18 protein-coding genes and 1 tRNA gene are annotated in these 19,403 nt (G+C 37.0%); 1 reads left to right on the forward strand and 18 read right to left on the reverse strand.

Features of this window, described 5'->3' with window-relative positions; all coding sequences use genetic code 11:
• Positions 1-20: 20 nt before the first annotated feature.
• The 7 genes from ATCC51562_RS03670 to ATCC51562_RS03700 form a co-directional block, all read right to left on the reverse strand.
• Entirely contained in the window at positions 21-1,688 is a 1,668-nt protein-coding gene (locus ATCC51562_RS03670) for an anaerobic C4-dicarboxylate transporter (RefSeq protein WP_021090856.1), read from the reverse strand.
• Positions 1,689-2,036: 348 nt separating this feature from the next.
• Positions 2,037-2,112, reverse strand: a tRNA-Phe gene (locus ATCC51562_RS03675).
• A 162-nt stretch (positions 2,113-2,274) separates the two neighbouring features.
• The gene (locus ATCC51562_RS03680) at positions 2,275-3,051 is read right to left on the reverse strand and encodes an energy transducer TonB (protein ID WP_035167259.1); all 777 of its coding nucleotides are present in this window, start codon (positions 3,049-3,051) and stop codon (positions 2,275-2,277) included.
• Positions 3,026-3,409 (reverse strand): TonB system transport protein ExbD, encoded by a 384-nt coding sequence (exbD, locus tag ATCC51562_RS03685; protein WP_021090503.1) that lies wholly within the window; start codon positions 3,407-3,409, stop codon positions 3,026-3,028. The genes ATCC51562_RS03680 and exbD overlap by 26 nt, the downstream gene beginning before the upstream one ends.
• On the reverse strand, positions 3,396-3,824 hold the full coding sequence (gene exbB / locus ATCC51562_RS03690) for a TonB-system energizer ExbB (RefSeq protein ID WP_021090579.1): 429 nt from the start codon (positions 3,822-3,824) through the stop codon (positions 3,396-3,398). The genes exbD and exbB overlap by 14 nt, the downstream gene beginning before the upstream one ends.
• 135 nt (positions 3,825-3,959) lie before the next feature.
• On the reverse strand, positions 3,960-4,904 hold the full coding sequence (gene waaF, locus ATCC51562_RS03695) for a lipopolysaccharide heptosyltransferase II (RefSeq protein ID WP_035167261.1): 945 nt from the start codon (positions 4,902-4,904) through the stop codon (positions 3,960-3,962).
• A gap of 2 nt (positions 4,905-4,906) precedes the next feature.
• Positions 4,907-5,944: a glycosyltransferase family 4 protein gene (locus ATCC51562_RS03700; protein ID WP_021090795.1), complete on the reverse strand. Its 1,038-nt coding sequence runs from the start codon at positions 5,942-5,944 to the stop codon at positions 4,907-4,909.
• Between the two features lie 118 nt (positions 5,945-6,062).
• Here ATCC51562_RS03700 and polA point away from each other — a divergent pair, with 118 nt between their 5' ends.
• Positions 6,063-8,699, forward strand: a complete 2,637-nt coding sequence (polA, locus tag ATCC51562_RS03705) for a DNA polymerase I (RefSeq protein ID WP_021090698.1) — start codon at positions 6,063-6,065, stop codon at positions 8,697-8,699.
• Here polA and ATCC51562_RS03710 read toward each other — a convergent pair.
• From ATCC51562_RS03710 to xseB, 11 genes are all read right to left on the reverse strand, one after another.
• Complete coding sequence (locus ATCC51562_RS03710; protein ID WP_021090962.1) at positions 8,691-9,197, reverse strand: hypothetical protein; 507 nt, start codon at positions 9,195-9,197, stop codon at positions 8,691-8,693. The two genes, polA and ATCC51562_RS03710, sit on opposite strands and share 9 nt — an antisense overlap.
• A gap of 41 nt (positions 9,198-9,238) precedes the next feature.
• Positions 9,239-10,489, reverse strand: coding sequence for a P-loop NTPase fold protein (locus tag ATCC51562_RS03715; RefSeq protein ID WP_021090686.1), 1,251 nt, complete (start codon positions 10,487-10,489; stop codon positions 9,239-9,241).
• Between the two features lie 120 nt (positions 10,490-10,609).
• Positions 10,610-11,704 carry a succinyl-diaminopimelate desuccinylase gene (gene dapE, locus ATCC51562_RS03720; RefSeq protein WP_021090889.1) on the reverse strand — a complete coding sequence of 365 codons (1,095 nt, stop codon included), beginning with the start codon at positions 11,702-11,704 and terminating at the stop codon, positions 10,610-10,612.
• An 8-nt stretch (positions 11,705-11,712) separates the two neighbouring features.
• Positions 11,713-13,626 (reverse strand): EAL domain-containing protein, encoded by a 1,914-nt coding sequence (locus tag ATCC51562_RS03725; protein ID WP_021090518.1) that lies wholly within the window; start codon positions 13,624-13,626, stop codon positions 11,713-11,715.
• 75 nt (positions 13,627-13,701) lie between these two features.
• Positions 13,702-15,906, reverse strand: coding sequence for an endonuclease MutS2 (locus ATCC51562_RS03730; RefSeq protein ID WP_021090877.1), 2,205 nt, complete (start codon positions 15,904-15,906; stop codon positions 13,702-13,704).
• Positions 15,903-16,247, reverse strand: a complete 345-nt coding sequence (locus tag ATCC51562_RS03735) for a hypothetical protein (RefSeq protein ID WP_021090512.1) — start codon at positions 16,245-16,247, stop codon at positions 15,903-15,905. Before ATCC51562_RS03735 ends, ATCC51562_RS03730 begins: the two co-directional genes overlap by 4 nt.
• On the reverse strand, positions 16,241-16,558 hold the full coding sequence (locus ATCC51562_RS03740) for a hypothetical protein (protein WP_021090874.1): 318 nt from the start codon (positions 16,556-16,558) through the stop codon (positions 16,241-16,243). The genes ATCC51562_RS03735 and ATCC51562_RS03740 overlap by 7 nt, the downstream gene beginning before the upstream one ends.
• Positions 16,558-17,865, reverse strand: a complete 1,308-nt coding sequence (gene murC, locus ATCC51562_RS03745; RefSeq protein WP_035167335.1) for a UDP-N-acetylmuramate--L-alanine ligase — start codon at positions 17,863-17,865, stop codon at positions 16,558-16,560. Before murC ends, ATCC51562_RS03740 begins: the two co-directional genes overlap by 1 nt.
• A gap of 85 nt (positions 17,866-17,950) precedes the next feature.
• Complete coding sequence (locus ATCC51562_RS03750; protein ID WP_021091037.1) at positions 17,951-18,304, reverse strand: MmcQ/YjbR family DNA-binding protein; 354 nt, start codon at positions 18,302-18,304, stop codon at positions 17,951-17,953.
• A gap of 119 nt (positions 18,305-18,423) precedes the next feature.
• The gene (locus ATCC51562_RS03755; RefSeq protein WP_021091034.1) at positions 18,424-19,218 is read right to left on the reverse strand and encodes a carbon-nitrogen hydrolase family protein; all 795 of its coding nucleotides are present in this window, start codon (positions 19,216-19,218) and stop codon (positions 18,424-18,426) included.
• Positions 19,211-19,402: an exodeoxyribonuclease VII small subunit gene (gene xseB / locus ATCC51562_RS03760; protein WP_004317712.1), complete on the reverse strand. Its 192-nt coding sequence runs from the start codon at positions 19,400-19,402 to the stop codon at positions 19,211-19,213. The genes ATCC51562_RS03755 and xseB overlap by 8 nt, the downstream gene beginning before the upstream one ends.
• Position 19,403 lies beyond the last annotated feature (1 nt).

The following is a 19,403-nucleotide window of genomic DNA, read 5'->3' on the forward strand; positions in this document are numbered from 1 at the left end:
GCAGCAAGAGAATTTATATATTATAGATATCCAAAAGCAGTTGCAAAAATATAGCCAAATATACAAGAGGATATAACACCAATAAGACCCGGAATGATAAAGCTGTGATTGATAACAAATTTACCAATATGTGTCGTACCGCTTCTATCAAACTGGATAGCCGCAAGGTCGCTTGGATATGTTGGCAGGATATAGTATCCATAGCAAGCTGGTGCAAAGGCTAGAATGATAGCAGGATTAACATCGATATTTAATGCTAATGGCACAAATGCAACCAAGGCTGCAGCTTGAGAATTTACAAATTTTGAGATAATCAAGAGCATAACCGCATAAGTCCAAGGGTGCTCTTTTACGATGCTTCCTAGCGCCTCTTTCATCATCGGAGTGTGCACTGCAAACATAGTCTCAGCCATCCAAGAGATACCAAATACTGCAACAAGAGCAATCATACCTGATCTAAATATCTCGTTTTTACCGATCTTGCTAGCATCTGTTGGTGTAAAGATTAAGATGATAGCACCAGTTAAAAGCATGAAAATTTGGATGACATGAACCATACTTAGGCTCTTTGAAGATGCTTGTTTGTTGCTTATATTAATGTAAGCACCTTGGAATTCTTCTTTAGCACCTTTTTCATTTATGTATGTTACTGCACCATCAGCTGTGCGAGTAAGAGTTTGATTTGCGTCTTTACCGATGATTTTAACTGATTGGGCTTTTTGATTGGCATTTAGCTTATCGTTTGCTACTTTTAGCTCAGCCGCCTCTGTTTGGATGCTAGCATCTTTTATTTTTAAGGTTTTTAAGACTTTTTGCTCAGTTGGCAGATTGGCTATTACTTGAACGACTGTTGCGTCTTTGTAAGTAGTCCAGCTTGGACGAAGATCTTTAAAATATCCAAGAAGGGCGACTACAAGGATAGAGCCTAAAAATATCCACATCGCAGCCCATTGATAGCCAGGAAGCTTTTTGCCTAAAAGCGTCGCACTATCGCCATAAACATATTTTTTAAACTCAGGATCTTGAAGCTTTGCTTGAAATACTTCGTCTTTATCAAGATCTTTGCCTCTAAACCAGCTAAAAATTCCTACCGCCAAAACACCGCAAAATGTTGATGGAATCGTAATCTTTAAAAGATCCAAATATCCATCAAAGCCAGCTAAGTGAGTTTTAGCATTAATAAGAAAGCTTGTAAGAGTTACAACAGCAACTGAAACTGGGCTAGCTATGATGCCCATTTGTGAAGCTATTGAGCTTGCTGCCATTGGTCGCTCTGGGCGGATACCATTTTTGATAGCAATGTCATAAACGATAGGAAGCACAGTATAAACAACGTGTCCAGTACCGCATAAAATAGTAAGTGTACATGTTACAAAAGGAGCCAAGATACTTACATATTTTGGATTTTTTCTAAGTATGGTTTCTGCTATTTGAAGCATAACATCAAGGCCGCCACTAGCTTGAAGCGTAGCACTTGCCACAACTACAGCAAGGATAGTTAGCATAACATCAATAGCTGGCTTACCAGGCTCGATGTTAAATCCAAAAACAAGAACTATAAGACCGATACCGCCTAGCATACCAAGCGCGATACCGCCTTTTTTAGCTCCGTAGAACAAACAGATAAGGACGATGAGAAGCTGGATAACAAACTGCATGCCTTCACTTAAATTCATGAGAAAATCCATGAAACCTCCTAAGTTAATATAAATTTAATCAAGATTATATCTCTTATGGATTTAGATTAAACTTATATTTTAAGGATGATTTGATACAAATATAACATTTTGATTAATAAGGCTTATTTAGGATAAATTTTTACAAGATTGTCTTTTACAAAATTTTTATTTGATCTTGAAGATTTTATTTGTCTTAGAATATATAAAATGAAAATAGCATTGTTATATTTTAAATTTATTAATAATAAAAATTTATTTAAATTTTATAAATAACCTAGAAAAATAGTATAAAAGCCTTGTAAATACGAAATTTAATAGAACCAAGAGAAAAATGATTGATGTTTAAGGAAAGGTTAATGGTGGTTAGAGGCAGAATCGAACTGCCGACACGCAGATTTTCAGTCTGCTGCTCTACCGACTGAGCTATCCAACCACTCATTAAAGAAAGTCAGATTATACATGTTTAATATTTAAAACAAGTTTAAAATACACACTTTTTTAAATAAAATAAGTTATGTTTTTCTATTTTGACTTTAAATATAAAAGAAATTCTACAAAGTAGATAATAAATTACGAGCTTAAATAAGCTTGTAATTTATTTTAGTGTATATGAAATAGGAAATCGCAGATAACGATCTTGTTTAGGCTTTGGAAACTCAGAACTTGCTCTTTGAATATTTTCTAAAGCACCATTATCAAGCGACTCAAAACCAGAGCTTTTACTAACTTTAAGTTCATCTATACTGCCGTCTTGTTTAAGTAAAAACCTAACTTCTACAACACCTTGATGCTTCATGCGCCTTGCATTATTTGGGTAACTTTTATGCCTCTTAACTGCGATTATAACCTTCGTAAAATCTTCATCACCTTGCGAATTTGATAAATTTAGCTCAGGTGTTACATTTTGAACTGGAGCTGCAGCGATAGACTTGTTATTGGCTGGCAAATTTGTATTTACACTAGCTGGCGGTACAATAGGCTGCACTGGCTGAGCAATTACCGGTTCAGGCTTGGGCTCTATTTTTTTCTCTTTTTTAGGCTCTACCTTTTTTATTTCACGCTTTGGTTTCTCCACCTTTTTAGGTTCAGGTTTTGGTTCCGGCTTTGGCTCAGGTTTTGGTGGCTCTGGTGGTGGCGGTGGAGCTGGTGGAGTTGGCTCTGGTATAAGCATTTGCTCCGCTATTTGAGGTGCTGAGACTTGTGGCACTGGAGTAAATGAATTAAGAGCTATTTTTATCGGTTTTTGCTCACCTATTTTTATCTCATCAAAATTATGTGAAAGCAAAAAATATACTGCTGCTCCATGCACTACAAGCGAAACAGCTAAGCCGCTGTAATTTGAAATTTTATTCAGAGATTGTTTGGATTGCAAAATTTTCGTGGCCCTTCTCTTTTAATGTATCAATTACTTTGACAAAGCTATCAAATTTCGAATTTTTATCGCTTTTTAGTTCGATCAATGTCTTTATATCAACCGCATTTAGCTTATCTTTGAGTTCGTTCTCAGAAATTTCTACATCATCTATAAAAAATTTATTATCCTTATCAATTACTACGCTTACCTTTTTATCGTCTTCTTTACTTTGCTCGGCACTGTTTGCACTTGGAAGATCAATAGCTATCTTGCCTTGAGCAATAAAAGTCGAAATACTAAGCACGATGGCGAGTAAAACAAGCATAATATCAATAAATGGGACAATATTTAACCCATCTTTTTTATTTAGACGCATTTTCAGCCTTGTATCTATTTAGCATTACATCTACTTTTCTGACAAAACCATTGTAAATCATCAAAGTTGGTATCGCCACAAGTAGTCCAAAAGCAGTTGCCTTTAGCGCAAGAGAGAGTCCGACCATTATGCTTTTAGTATCGATTCCGCCTGCCATACCCATATCATAAAATGTGATCATAATTCCAGCAACTGTACCAAGAAGTCCTACATATGGTGCATTTGAGTAGATAATGTAAAGTGTGGTTAAATTTTTGGTTAGTGCTTCTTCAAGCGCTTCAATACTTTTATAGCCTTTTATATCAACGCGTGAATAAAAAATAATACGCTCAATCGTATACCAAAGTACAAAAAAACTCATAATGCCTAAAATCGCAATAATTACATGATCAATGTGATGTTTAATTAGCTCCATAATACCTTCTTAGCAAAAATTTTTGCGTGATTATAGCTATATTGATAACCAATGTCAAATGTTTAGTAAAAATGTAATCAAATAAAAACTAAAATTTTTAATTTTGTATGTATATATTTAATTATGTTTAGAATTTCAAAAATTTAATTTTTTTCTTAGTAGCTCTATTTCAGCAATAACTATTTTTGGCGTAAGCTCTTTCATACAGGCATGTGTTTTTATAGGACACACTCGCTTCATGCATGGCATACACTCTAAATTTAAATGCACTATCTTCGCACTTTCATCTTGCCATGGGCTAGTCTCTTTAAATTTAGTCGGTCCAAAAAGAGCCACAAGTGGCACTTTATAGGCAGCTGCGATATGCATAGGACCACTATCATTTGTCAAAAAGATGCCATTTTTTATAGAGCCTATAACCTCACAAAGCTCTTTTATGCTTGTTTTTCCAGCCAAATTTTCACATTTCATACCATTTTGTAAGAGCATTTGCTCGATTTCATTGCAGATCTCAAGCTCAGCTTTTGAGCCAGTGATCTTTACATCAAATTCATCTTTAAAATGCAGTGCAACCTCTGCAAAATAGTGCGGATACCACCTTTTAGCGCTTCCGTAGCTAGCACCTGGATTTAGCACGAGGAGCTTTTGTTCGCTTTTTTTAGCTTCATAATAAATTTTTAGTTCGTTTGAAATTTCTTTTAAATTTAGGCTTTGCTTTATGAAATTTAGATATTTTTGCACCTGATGCAAGCTCTCGCTACTCTTTTTAAAGCAAAATTTTTGCGTTGCTTTTAGAAAAAATAGCAAAAATTTACTAGCAAATGAGCTTCTAAAACTAATAGCGATATCAAATTTTCCAAGCTTTATAGCCGTTTTTATAAGGCTTAAATATCTTGAGTTTTGCTTTTTACTATCGTCAATGACTACTTTTTCGCACTTTGGATGTGATTTGTAAAGCTCACAGGCCACATAAGAGCCAAAAAATACAATATTTTTAGCATTTTTACTTAAATTTTCTATCGCCCCGCTCGCCATCACAGCATCTCCAAGCCAAGTTGGAAGCTCTATAAACACTCTCACTTTTACTCCAAATTTAGCACTTCGTTTATGATTTCAAGAGTTTTGCTTGCATTTTCTTCTATACTAAATTTTTGCGAAAGTAAAAATGACTTCTCTTGCAGCTCTCTCATCATGTCATTATCATTAAGCACCTGCTCCACTAGCTCCAGTATACTTTCATCATTTGGTTCACGCATGATAAAACGATTTTCTAAAATTTCAGCTGCCCCATTTTGAGCCGTTGTAAAGACAATATTTTTAAAGCTAAGTGCCTCTAAAACGACATTTGAAAATGGCTCATAGTGTGTTGGAAATATAAAAATATCACTTGCTTCATAAAATTTTGCAGTCATTTTTTGCTCACCTGTAAAAAATGCATTTATCTTTAGCTTTTTTGCTAGCTTCTTATATGAATTTAAATTTTTATCTTTGCCTACTATTAGCGCATTTACTGGCGTTTTTAGCTTTGAGACAAGAAGCAAAAAGTCCTTTACCCCTTTTCTTTTAAAGCCATTTCCGACAAAAAGCACAATTGGTAAATTGTAATCGAGTCCAAATTCTTCGCATACGCTAAGTTTTGCTTCACCTTTTTCTACTTTTTGTGGCAAATTTATACCGTTGTAAATGGTAACGATCTTTGACTCATCGACACCGTAAGCTGAGATGATTTGCTCTTTTATATAGTTTGAATTTGCGATTATCTTTTTAGAATTTTTAAAGCAACGTTTTTCTAAATATGGATAGACAAAATTTAGAGGATTAACCCACCAAAATGGCTTTGTAGCACGATAAATTTTATGTACACCGTCCCCTGCTCTATAAATATCTGTGCAGCTCACTCGCTCTAAGCTAAAATATACCTCATCGTTTTGTTTCTGGCGTTTTACCTGTGCGTTAAATTTCAAAGCCTTTTTCCATGACGAGATCCTAGCCTCCCCTAGATATGAGCGTATAGAAGTGTCCATACCTACGTCTTTTAGGGCTTTAGTAAGCCTTCTTAAATAGCGTTCGGCACCACCGACTGCGTTTGGATTGATACGTAAAAAAACTATTTTTTTCATGACCTCAAAGCTTTTTGTTTTGTGATTTTTTATTTGTAATGTCCGCCATAATATCAAAAATTTTTATAAATCAGCCTATTTTTTGCCTAAATTTCATAAAATTACACAAAGGATAAAAATGAAAACACTTACAATTATTGATACTTTTGGTTTCTTTTTTAGGCTCTACTACGCCATGAGCGGACTTAAAAACCGTGAGGGCAAGCCAAGCGGAATGATAAGTGGCTTTGCAAATTTTATAGCAAGCCTCAAAGATGAATACCAAAGCGACTATCTCATCTTCGCACTTGATAGTAAGGGCAAGACCTTACGTCACGAAATTTTAGGTGATTACAAAGCAAATAGGAGCGAGCCACCAGCTCAGCTAAAAGAACAACTTCCAGTTTGCATAGATATGATAGAAAAAATGGGGCTTTACAGCCTTAGCCGAGAGGGCTACGAGGCCGATGATATCATCGCAAGTGCGGTTAAATTTTGCAAAGATAAAGATATATTTGTGCGTATCGTTACGCATGATAAAGACCTTTACCAGCTCATAGAGGACGGCAAAGTGAGCATCTACAGCCCACAAAGCAAGATTGATCATGATAGTGCAAGCTGCTTTGAAAAGTATGGCGTCTATCCAGCTCAGGTGAGGGACTTTTTAGCCATCGCTGGAGACAGCTCAGACAACATCCCAGGCGTCAAAGGCATCGGCGCAGTGGGAGCTAAGAAGCTTTTGGCTGAGTATGGCAGCTTAGAGGGAATTTATGAAAATTTATCCCTTCTTAGAAACGAGCGCACTAAAAATATGCTTGCCGCCGCAAAAGACGAAGCATTTTTGAGCAAAAAGCTAGCCACTTTATTTGATGACGCAGTTAGTTCATTTGATCTTGAGCACTCTAAATTTCCAGAGCAAAATCCTTTGATAAATATCTCAGAAATTTTAAAAGAGTACGATCTAAATAGGCTTCTTAAGAGCTTGCAAAAAGAGGAAAATGCTGAATTTAAGCTTGGCTTTAGAGCAAATTTACTCCTTGATGAGGCTAGCGTAGAAAAGCTCTTATCAGACGTCACGCCAGAGACCATCGTCGCCTTTGACACCGAGACCACAGGCGTTGATAGCAGGAGCGCAAAGATCGTTGGTTTTAGCTTTTGCTTTAACGACGAGGACGCCTACTACGTGCCAGTGGCCCATAACTACCTAGGCGCGCCAAAGCAAATAGACCTAAAATTTGCCACTTGGGCGGTAGCGCAAATTTATAAAGGCTGCGTGATCGGACAAAATTTAAAATATGACTTTGAGATCGTGAAAAACAACCTTGGGCTCAACCCTCCAGCAAATTTCAAAGACACGATGATACTTGCTTGGCTTAGCGATCCAAACTCAAGTGTCGGCATGGACGCGCTGGCAAAGAGACTTTATGACTACGACACGATCAAATTTGAAGATGTGGTCAAAAAGGGACAAACTTTTGGCGATTTGCCCCTAGAAAATGCCGCTAAATACGCAAGTGAGGACGCTTGGATAACGCTTAAATTTTATAAAACTTTTCAAAACACGCTTGATAAAAATTTACTAGCCCTTGCCGATACGCACGAGTTTCCTTTTATCCTCACGCTCTTTGACATGGAGCAAAACGGTATCAAGATAAACGAAGCCAAAATGCAAAAGCTCATCCTTGAAAACGACACCAAACTAAAGGCGCTAACAAGTGAAATTTACGAGCTAAGCGGCGAAAATTTCAACATAAACTCCGTAAAACAGCTTGGCGTCATACTTTTTGAGCACCTAAAGCTCCCGACCAAAAAGAAGACAAAAACAGGATATAGCACCGATGAGAGCGTGCTAGCTGAGCTTACGGACGCTCATCCAGTGATAGAAAAAATTTTAGCTTACCGCGAGCTATATAAACTGCAAAGCACCTACTGCGAACCACTTTTAGCACTTGCGAAAAAGGATGAGGGCTCGCGAATTTACACAAGCTTTTTACAAACTGGCACGAGCACTGGCAGGCTTTCAAGTAAAAATCCAAATTTACAAAATATCCCAGCTCGTGGCAACCTCGCAAAGGATGTCAGAGAGTGCTTTGAGGCGCGCGAGGGATATAGCTTTGTAGGGCTTGACTACAGCCAGATCGAGCTTAGACTGCTAGCTCACTTTAGCCGTGATCCTGCACTTCTTGAGGCGTTTAAAAATGATGAGGATATCCACGCAAGGACGGCTATTAGCATATTTGGTAGCAGCGACGGACAAAATAGAGCCGTGGCAAAGAGTATAAATTTTGGCCTAATTTACGGCATGGGCTCAAGCAAACTAGCAAATCAAGTAAATATCACAAGAGCCGAGGCAAAAGAGTACATAGAGCGCTATTTTAAGGCGTTTGCGACGATCAAAGAATTTTTAGAGAGCATAAAAATTTCAGCCAAAAACGATGGCTTTGTGCAGACACTACTTGGCAGAAAGCGCTACTTTGACTTTAAAAGTGCCACACCTATGCAAATAGCGATGTTTGAACGCGAGGCGGTAAATACGGTCTTTCAAGGCTCAGCAGCAGATCTTGTCAAGATGGCGATGGTAAAAGTTAGAGCAAATTTAGATGAAAAAGCGAATATGTTGCTTCAGATCCACGACGAGCTGATCTTTGAAGTAAAAGACGAATTTGCGCAGGAATTTGGCAAGGCGACACAAAAGACGATGGAGGAAATTTACACGTTAAATGTGCCACTTAAAACATCGCTAAATATCGCCAAAAACTGGGGTGAGCTAAAATAACTCCATGCTTGGCTTACCCTTTTCTTTTTCTAAGAACTCAAGTAATAAAGTCATTTGTAGTTTTTGGCTTTCATTTCCATTTTTTGATATCTTATTAAACACCCCTAGGATTTTATTTTTAAGCTCATTGGCTTCCGGATGCCTATCAGGACGTAAAAATTTTACTGCACTATATACAAAATCTCTATTCGCATAGCAATATTTTTCTAAGTCTTCACTTTTTATTTTAGATGACAATACTTCTAGTATCGGGTTCTTACTCATGAAAATATTTTCTATTATATTTTCAGCAGAAGATATTTTAAATTTTTCTTTTTCATACATAAGCTCATTGTATAAATCTTTAATTTGGTCATCAAAACCATTCATTATATTGATAGTTTCTGTATCAAAATATTCATATTGTTTATTGTCAAATATAGATTTCAAATATTTTAACAATACTTCGATAGCAAATTTACGATATTTTTCTTTATGCTTTTCGTCAAATTCTTCCAACTTTTCTATATATAATAAAAAAGAATCAACCTCTACTATCTCTAATATTCTTTCCCTATTTTTTCTAAATAACCAAAAAGTTTATTTGTAAAGTCAGAATTTTTATATTGCAAATCATATATACCATTAAAATATTCATTTATAATGCTATTTTTTACTTCTTCAAATTGCTCCCTCTCTATTAGCCTCCCAACTATTTTCTTAAATTCATCAGCATCTATAATCGATCTTTTTACATAAGAAAATATATTTAAACTTAATTGATGATAGTCTACATCTTTAGAAAATATTAGTGCATCTACATTACTCAGATAACCTTTGTTTTTAAACAAGCCATATATGTCTTCCAATTCACCATAAAAATTTCTTATACCAAAGAATTGCTCAAGCTTACTTAGAGAATTCATAGAGTTTATAACAGATATTCCTAATATAAACATCAAAATACAATCCCTTGTTTTTTTATGATTTTCTTCTACATTCTCTAAATATTTATGATAATCATTTAAAGCATTTATAGCTCGTCTAATTACCCTAATATTACTTATCTCATGTTTTTTAAAATATTGTCGTGCCACTTCTTGATAATCTCCAACTAACTCACCTGAAATAATGCTAAAAGATTCCTGCGGAGTCGGATTATAATAAAATTCGTAGTCCATAATTTTATCTTTGTATTCCGATAAAATTTTTTCTGGTTCTGTTTTATCCTCTTTTATTTGGCTATCATTTTTAAGCTCTTTATCTTTTAAATTTTCCTCATCTTCTTTTTGTATTTCTTTAGCATAATCCGTCATCTTTGAGCGATTTAAAATCATAACTATATGACAATTTTGCTGCTCTTTATATTCGGAAATCAGCCCTAGAATATCTTTTAAATTTAATTTATCAGAGATTCTTTCAAAGTCATCAAAGCAGATTATTGCATCTTTGTACTTATCCGTATACAAGGAGTCCAGCATAATTAAACCAAATTCTGCAATTTTATTATCTGCGAATCTTTTTGTAAAGAAACTAAAAATACCTGTAGGAATAAATTTTTCTGATATCTTTGATACAACTTTATTCTTTCTATAAAATTTTAAACTTATCTCTTGCTTTATTTTTTGAATACTTTCCTTGCCAAACAAGGAGACATAAACAGATTTTTTATTAAATTTTGAATCAGAAAAATTTTTCCAAAAAGTTGTTTTCCCTACGCCCCATTCACCGTCTAAAACAATGCATGTGCCAACTTTACGTTTTAGTATTTCTTCTAGTCTTTTTTCAATATCTACTTTTGAGTTATTCATAGCAAACCTTTACAGATTTTATTTTTTAAAAATTCCAATAGAAATTTAACATAACCGGCTAAAAAGTCATCTTATAAAAAGATATGCATTTTTGTTTTGAAGTAGTGAAATTTGCGAATATTATTCTTTGAAATTTTCTATCAAATCTTTAAAAATTTCATAAAGTTTATTTACTTCGTGGGCGCTAACTCGCTCGTTTTTGGCGTGTATGCGGTCGTTTATGACGCCAAATTCTATCGCATCTAAGCCAAATTCAGCAAAGTGCCTTGCATCGCTCGTGCCGCCCTTTGTATTTAGAACTGGCATGACTCCGGTGATCTTTGTGACAGAAGCTATTAAATTTTTTACGATTTTGCTATCTTTGTTTGTTAAAAATCTCTTTGAGCTTTGCTTTATACTAAGCTCGTAATCAAGCCCTTTTAAAACCTCTCTAAGATAGCTCTCGACGTCATTTACGTCGGTTAAATTTGAGTTTCTCACATTAAACATTATGCTAAGCTCGCTTGGTGTGACGTTGCAAACTTGCATGCCACCTCTGATATCAGTTACCACGATCTTGCTTGGGCTAAAAAACTCGCTTCCGCCGTCCATATCATGATCAGCTATCTTACTTAAAAGTGGAGCTATCAAATTTACCGGATTTACACACTTTTCAGGATACGCCACGTGCCCTTGAATGCCCTTTATCACGATCTTGCCATTTATTGAGCCACGTCTGCCAACTTTTATGCTATCACCAAATTCTTTATCACAAGTTGGCTCAGCCACGACGCAAAATTTTGGCAAATCATTTATTTCGCGTAAATATTCAAGTGCTAAAGGCGTACCATATGTGCCATCGCCCTCTTCGTCGCTTGTTAATATGAGGCTTAGCTTCCCATCAAATTTCGCATCTTTAGCAGCACAAACAAAAGCAGCCACGCCACTTTTCATATCCTGTGCGCCTCTTGCGTAGATGTAGCCATCTTTTTCATATGGTGTAAATGGCTCACTATCCCAGCCCTCACCTGGAGGCACGACATCAACGTGTCCAGCAAAAGCTAGATGCTCGCCGTCTCCATAAATTTTAGAAAGTATGAGATTTTTGGTGCCATTTTTTTCTATAAATTTAGCCTCAAAATCAGGCAAAAATCTAGTGATAAATTCTAAGCTTCCAGCATCATTAGGTGTGATAGAACGAAAGCTTAAAAGCTCTTTTAAAAAGCTAACTACCACTAAGTGCCTTATGAGCCGGCACGCTCTGGTGCACCAAAATAAAAGCCCTGGAACTCATCTACACCGATCTCTTTACAGATTTCAAATATCTCTTTTGAATGCACATATTCAGCAATAGTTTTTATACCAAGGTCTTTTGCAAATGCTACGATCGCACTTGCGATAGAGTGTGAATCTTTATTTATGTCTATATCTTTTATAATAGAGCCATCGATCTTCACGTAGTCAGGCTTGATCTTTATGATGTAAGAAAAATTTGAATATCCTGAGCCAAAATCATCAATAGCGATCTTTGCACCCATGCTTTTTACACGCTCGATAAAATTTGAAACTCTCTCTAAATTTTTAAGCTCTTCATCTTCAACGATCTCAAATACTACTCTACCAGCAACATTGTGCTTATTTAATAAATTTAAAACAAGCGAGCTAACATCACCATCGATCATATCTCTACTACTTAAATTTATAGAAAGTACTAAATTCTTATCCTCTACAAGTTGTTTAAAACACTTTACAATGAGTTGTTTCTCAAGATCAGCATAACGCTTAATGCGCTTTGAGATATCTAAAAAGACATTTGGTGATATAACATCACCTCTATCCAAAAGCCTTATCAAACATTCATATTTTACAGGTACCTTTTGGTCATTAACTATCGGCTGAAAATAAGGAACAATATTGTTATTTATAGTAGCGTATTGTATCAGTTTAGAGCGTTCTATTTGAGTTGCGTATTCCTCTTTTTGATTTAGCCCTTTAAAATAGCAAACATAGTCTTTATCTTGCTCTTTTGCCGTTTTTAACGCTATTGTTGCTTTTCTTAGTGTTTGGTCACTATCAAGAGCAAAGCCTATTGTACTATGTATCTCGATACCTTCTATCTCCCTACCATCTTCATCGACTATACTTAGCATACGACCTTTAAAAATTTCTATCAAATCTTCAACCATATCTTCATATCTATCGATAAAGCTATCGCTATCTTCTACCAGAGCAAACCTGTCTGCTTCTATACAGTAAGCTTTCATATTCTCATCTTTAGCAAATTCACTGATCAAATCAGCCATCTTTACCAAAATCTGGTCACATGCAAATTTACCGTAAAAGTCATTCATCTTGCCAAAATCATCAATATCTATAAGCACTACTTTAGGATTTTCATAGCTATTAATATCACGTACCAATGCTGTTTTATTTAAAAGTCCAGTCATCGGATCGATATAAAGCTTTTCTCCAAGCTCTTCTATCTGCTTTTTAGTATCTGTTTTTAATGCGTTATAGTTATTTTTTTCTTTTATATACTTGACTGCGTACCATATACAAGTAGACAAAGCAACTATTGCACCAACGAAGCTTAAGATAAATGTTAAAGCCATATTATTTAAAAGCCACTCAAAAAAGTACTCATCATGCGTGCCAGTAATACGCTGATCGACCTTTCCTTTAAAGCCTAATATATATTCTCCTACCGGCACAAACATACAAACTTGAGCAGCATTTTCTGGCAAAATTTTTGCCCAAAAATAATCTTTTTGGAAATTATGAGCAAAGATGTTTCCACAGCTTTTGTCGTTAAATTCTTGATTTATTATTCTTTTATCTGAAGACGCTACGACCTTGTATCCATTTTTATTATCATCCTTTAATAAAAGGACATCACCCATAGCACTATCGTTAATGTAAGATTGGAAATTTGCGACATCATATTTGCTGACATTTTTGAAATAATCAACATATTGATATGTCAAATAATCAACTTTCTTTCGAAGATTAAAACCATTTTCAGCAGAAGCATTATTAAATTTAAAATAAAAAACTGCCAGGTTTTCGACTAAAAAAATACTTCCCAAAACAAACACTAAACCTATAATCGTTTTAGTGATGTTTAGATTTTTACCCGTTTGCTCGTCCTTGTTACTCAAAAGTTACTTCCCTTATTTTGTGTACTTGCCTTGATTATATCAACCTTAAAATAAATTTTAACTTTTAGGAAGAAGTTAAAGCCTGACTATTTTAGCTCCATATCCGCCTTGATTTGCCGGTGCGTCAAAAAATTCTTTCACACTTGGATGCTCTTTTAAGAAATTTTTAACTGCAAAGGCAAGCTTGCCAGTACCGATGCCGTGAAATACGCTAACCTCATCAAACCCCATAACAAGACTATCTGAGATAAATTTATCAAGCTTTGCTATCGCCTCGTCAGCTCTCATGCCGTGCAGATCAAGCGAGAGCGAAGCCGTTTTTGGCTTATCTACGCTTAAACTTACACCGCCTTTTTTAGGTAGCACCACTTCGTTGCCATTTTTTCTTAAAAGCTCTAGTGGCACGCGTAAATTTATACCATTTGACTCGATCATCGCATCGTTTTTAGAGATGCTTAAAACCGTGCCTTTGATATTTTCATACTTCACTCTATCGCCTACTTTTAGGCTCTCACGCTCAGTTTTTTTAGGCTTAACGATGGCGGCTTTTTTCTCATTTGCTACGTTTAGCGCCCTTTGCTTGTCTTTAATGTCCTTGAAATTTATAACAGCTTTTGCCGCATTTATCGCTTCATAATACTCTTTTTCAAGGCGCGAAATAGTCGCATTTAGCTTGATCTCATTTTTCTCTTTTAGCTCTTTTTGCTCCTCAAGCAAGCGCTCCAGCCGCTCCTCTTTTGCCGTGACCTCTTTTATACCCTCGTCAAGCTTAGTTTGTAAATTTAGCGTCTTTGTGATGATCTCGTTTAAATTCTCTTTATCTTCGCCGTAAATTTTCTTTGCCTGCGCCACTAAATTTTGAGATATACCATATCTTGCCGCTGTTTCAAAGGCGTAAGACTTGCCGATCGTGCCTTTTAGAAACTCAAATTTAGGCCTTTGAGCCGCCTCGTCGTAAAGTGCCGCCACTAGCTCAACCTCTGGGTTTTTAGCTAGCAACATCGCAAGGCGCTTGTGGTGGGTCGTGATGATCATTTTGATATCTTGCGTGATGAGGCGCTCTATCATGACGCCATATAAGCTCGCAGCCTCCTCAAAATCGGTGCCAAGCTCGATCTCGTCGATACCGATGATGATCGATCTTTTAGTAAAAAGCTTTGCAAAATGCACCATCCTGCCAGCAAAGGTCGAGATATCGTTTTTCACACTTTGCGGATCTTCTATGATCGCGTCAAATTCTTTAAAAGAGCCGATCGTTGAGCGGTTTGCATCGATACGCATAGGTAGTAAATATTTTGCAAGCAGTGTGGCTGATATGATTGATTTTAAAAGCATCGACTTACCGCCAGCATTTACGCCGGTTATTAAAAGCACCTTTTTGCTAAAATCCACACTCACACTCTTTGGGTTTTTAAGCGCTGGGTGGGTAAATTTCTCAAGTTTGATAATGTGTGAGCTATTTGGCAAAACAAACTCATAGTCACGTGATCTAGCCAAATTTACACGTGCCTGATACGCATCAAACTGATCAAATGCGTTATTTATAAATTTCAAAAAAAGCAGACTCTTGCTCATCTGCAGGCTAAATTTCTTGCAGTGCTCAAAAATGATCTCCTCTTTTCTATCAAGTAGCTCGCTTTGCTCCTTTTTTAGGCGCTCGGTGCTTGCAGGTGCGACGTAGAAGTAGCCGCCTGAGCTTCTAGCGATCACGGTGCCTTTTAGGGCGTGATTAAAGCCGCCACGCACTAAAAGTGCCTCTTGCGAGTTGATATAGTGTGTCTGAGTATCGACTAGATAGGGCGTGATATGCTTTGAGTAGATGAGCTTTTTAAGCTCAGCGTCGATCTGGCGTTTTTTCTCGCTAAATGCTTGCTTTATCGCCTGAAATCTCTCATCCACGCTGTCGCTAAACTCGCCGTTTTCATCAAAGCTGTTTGCCATCTGGCTCATCGCTTCAGGGATTTCAACTTTAGCGATCCACTCGCCAAGCCTGCCTTCAAATTTTTGCTTTTTTAGATATGAAAAATACTTAATGATCTTTGCAAACTCGTAAATTTCGCTGATATGAAGTACTGCTTGCTTGCTAAGTCTCATAAGCGCGTCATCAAGCTCTTTTATCTCATCAGGCGCCTTGAAATCATACTTTGAAAGCTCGCTAATGTTTTCAAAGTGGATTTTGCTGTCGCCTTGTAAAAATAGCGGTTTTTGCCTTGCCAAAAAGGAGTTAAATTTCTCTAAATACTCGCCCAAATCGAGCTTTAAAAATATCTCTTCAGTCATTGCTCGCAACTTTTTATAGGCACGATAACGCCTGAGAGCTCGCTAAATTCTCTTTTAGCTAAAAATGACGCCGTGCCAAATTCGTAGTTAAATTTCTCAGCGCTTACGTTGTACTCGCCACATTTTAGTGTTTTGCCCTGTTTAAAATCGCTAACTAGCTTTGAGATGACATCCTCGTTTTTTGATAAATTCTCTTCGTAAAAATAGACGCAAATAAGGATTGCTACAAGCACCGCGCTAACGAGCGCTTTTATGCCTTTGCTGATCTTTTCATCTTTTATCGCCCAGATCGCTCCAAAAAGTACGATCAAGCCAGCGATTAGGATCAAATTTCTTACCATTTTACGCCCTTATATTTTGCGATGAGCTCTTTGTAAAGCTCAGCATGAGGCTCGATCTTGTCTAAAATTTCTACCTTAACCTCGCTAATATCTTGCTTTTCAACTAGCAAGCAAACAGCCATATACGGGGCATTTGGTAGCATATCTTTTATCTGAGCGCTACTTAGCTTTTGCGACCTTGCAAGCGCAATCAAGATATCTTTTTTGCCTAAATTTATAAGGCTAGAAATTTCATCTTCGCTTAACTCTTTTTCATTTATCTCTTTTAAAATTTCATTTTCATCTTGAGGCTTGAAAGTGCTTAGATCCATTAATATCCACCCCTTAGCTGTACGCTGATATCGCCCGCTCCAAAGCCAACTACGATGCCGTCACTTAGGCGGTTTTTCACGCCAAATTCATCTGTAAATTCTATGCCCTCTTCAACCCTCTCGACCTTATCGGTAAAGATCGGGTTATATTCGCTAAATTCGCTCTTCATATCAACTTCGATCGGATTTTCTCCAGCTGCATAAACTGGCAAGATGACAAGCTCATCAACACCCTTAAAGCACTCTTTAAAGCCAGGTAAATTTGTGCTAAGTCTTGTGTAGCGGTGTGGCTGAAATATCGCTGTGACGCTGTTTATGCCTAAAATTTTGGCGTATTCAAAGACTGATTTTAGCGTCGCTTTTATCTCGGTTGGATGGTGCGCGTAGTCGTCGATTAGGACGAAATTTTTGTTTGCGCTAAGGATATCAAAACGCTTTTTGATGCCTTTAAAATTTAGTAAATTTTCTCTGATGTCTTTTAGCGGCGTCTCGTGCATCGCAGCAAGGATGGCTAAAGATGCGTCTATGGCGATGTGCTCGCCCATGCCAAAGGCTTCAAATTTGCCTAAATTTTTAAGATTAAAGCTGGTGTATGGCTGATAGTCTCTTACAACCATTGTAAGCTCCGTGATGTCGGTGCTTGGGTAAAGCCTGATCGCATCAAGCTTAAGCGTGCTTAAAAACTCATCCTCAGCATTTATCACCCTAACTTTCGCACGCTCCAAAAAACCCTTGTAGGCTGCGTAAAATTTAGCTAGATCGTAGTCATAGTGCTCCATATGTTCTGGTTCCGCGTTTGTGACGATAGCTAGATATGGGTTTGAGTTTAGAAAGCTAGAATCGCTCTCGTCCGCTTCAAATACGACGTTATCGCTTTTAGCGTAGCGCATATTTGAGCCAAACTGCTTTGAGATGGCGCCGATAATGACTGAACCCTCGATAAGGCTTGCTAGCATCGCTGAAGTCGTGCTTTTGCCGTGCGCGCCAGCAACTGCAAAAACGCACTTATCTTCAAGCACATAAGGCAAAATTTCTTTTCTTGAAAAGCACTTTATGCCCTTGTTTCTGGCCTCCACTAGCTCGATATTATCCTCTTTTATTGCAGCTGAATAGACCACAAAGTCTTGGTCTTTTATCGCCTCTTTGCAGTGTGGCGTGATGACTTCGATGCCTTCATTTTGAAGCTCTAGCGTCGTCTTGCTCTCCTTGATGTCACTACCGCTTATCTTGTGGCCTTTTTCGTGTAAAAATCTAGCGATGGCTGAGATACCGATGCCGCCGATGCCTATGAAATGGACTTTTTTGATCTCGTTGTTTAGCTCTTGCAAATTTTATCCTTAAGTTTTTCGTGATTTTAACAAAAACTACTAAATTTAAGACTGAAAATGGCTTTTATTTGCTTAAGCTAAAGCTTTCATCTATCAGATCAAAAACGGTTTTTCGTGAGATTTTGGAGTTTAAATTTACACTGATCCAGTGCTTTTTATTCATATGATATGCCTTAAAAATTTGCATCTCATCGACTAGCACCATCGCTAGATCTGGACTGCATTTTAGATTTAAAACTTCTATCATCTCATCACTTTCAAGCCCAAGTTTGCTAGCGCTTATCTCCATAAGTAGTGCAAACCACTTCTCATTTTTCTTGTGACGAAAGGCACTAAATTTTGGATATTTTGGGAAAATTTGCTCACCTAAAACGTCAAATTTCTCTTTTATATATCCCTCAACGTCACTTCGTTTCAAATTTCACTCCAAAATTCCTTTAAAGAGCGATCATTATCATAGTTGTGATGACACATTACTCAACTCACAATCGTGATAACTTTTGCTAAATTTGCTCTTTTCTACCTAGGCACAGCGTTTTATCTTTTAAATTTCGCCTCTATCTGCATAAAACCCCAAGTGCTTCTAGCCTCACTAAGCTCCTTTTTGCTAAGCTCATCTATCATCATCTCTTCATTTTTACCAAGCCTATTTTTGACTTCACCAAACGGATTAATAAGCATCGAATCGCCGTAAAAGCTCCACTGCGCATCGTCACTTTTATGGCTTCCTACGCGGTTTACGCGGAGAACGTAGACGTTGTTTGTAAAGGCCCTAACCTTTAAAAGCTCCTCCCAGCGCGCCTGAGAAAAAAATGTACAAGCCGTTGGCACGAGCACGATATCGACCTTTTTGGCGCTCATATAGGCCCAGCACACATCAAAGTGTGCCTCATAGCCAAACATGACGCCAACTTTAAATTTATCGTAGGTAAAAATAGGCAAATTTAGCTCATCGCTTGTGTTATTAAAGAATTTCGCCTCATTCCAGTGAGCGTAAGGCATGAGAATTTGCTGATCATATAGCTTTACTTGTGTTGGGGTAAATTTGGCTAGACTTTTAAAAATTTCCTTGCCTTTTAGATTTACAATGGGTGCAACGATATTTAGATCATACTTTTTTGCCATTGCAAAAAGAGCCTCTTTCTTGCGCTCGCTTTGCTCTTTTATAAGGCTTTTTGGCATGCTAATGAGCTCTTTAAAAAAGCTATTTAGCACGTATTCGCCAAGCACAACAAGCCTTGCATTTTCGTCCGCACAAATTTTTAGGTAATAATCAAGCCTTGCTTCACTTAAAGGCTGAGTTGGTAGCTGAAGAGCACAAATTCTACTCATCATCCACCTGCTTTATGCTAAGTTTTGCATTCTCTAAAATTTCTCTTGCCTCATTTAGTAGCTTTTTGCCCTGCTCGTGCAGCTTTATGCTATTTTCTAAGCTCACATCATCTTTGTTTAGATCGTTTAAAATTTTATCTGCTAGGGCTAATTTTTCTTCAAAGCTTTGCTCTTTTTGCTCCATT

This window comes from Campylobacter concisus ATCC 51562 (assembly GCF_000466745.1).
Lineage (GTDB): Bacteria > Campylobacterota > Campylobacteria > Campylobacterales > Campylobacteraceae > Campylobacter_A > Campylobacter_A concisus_B.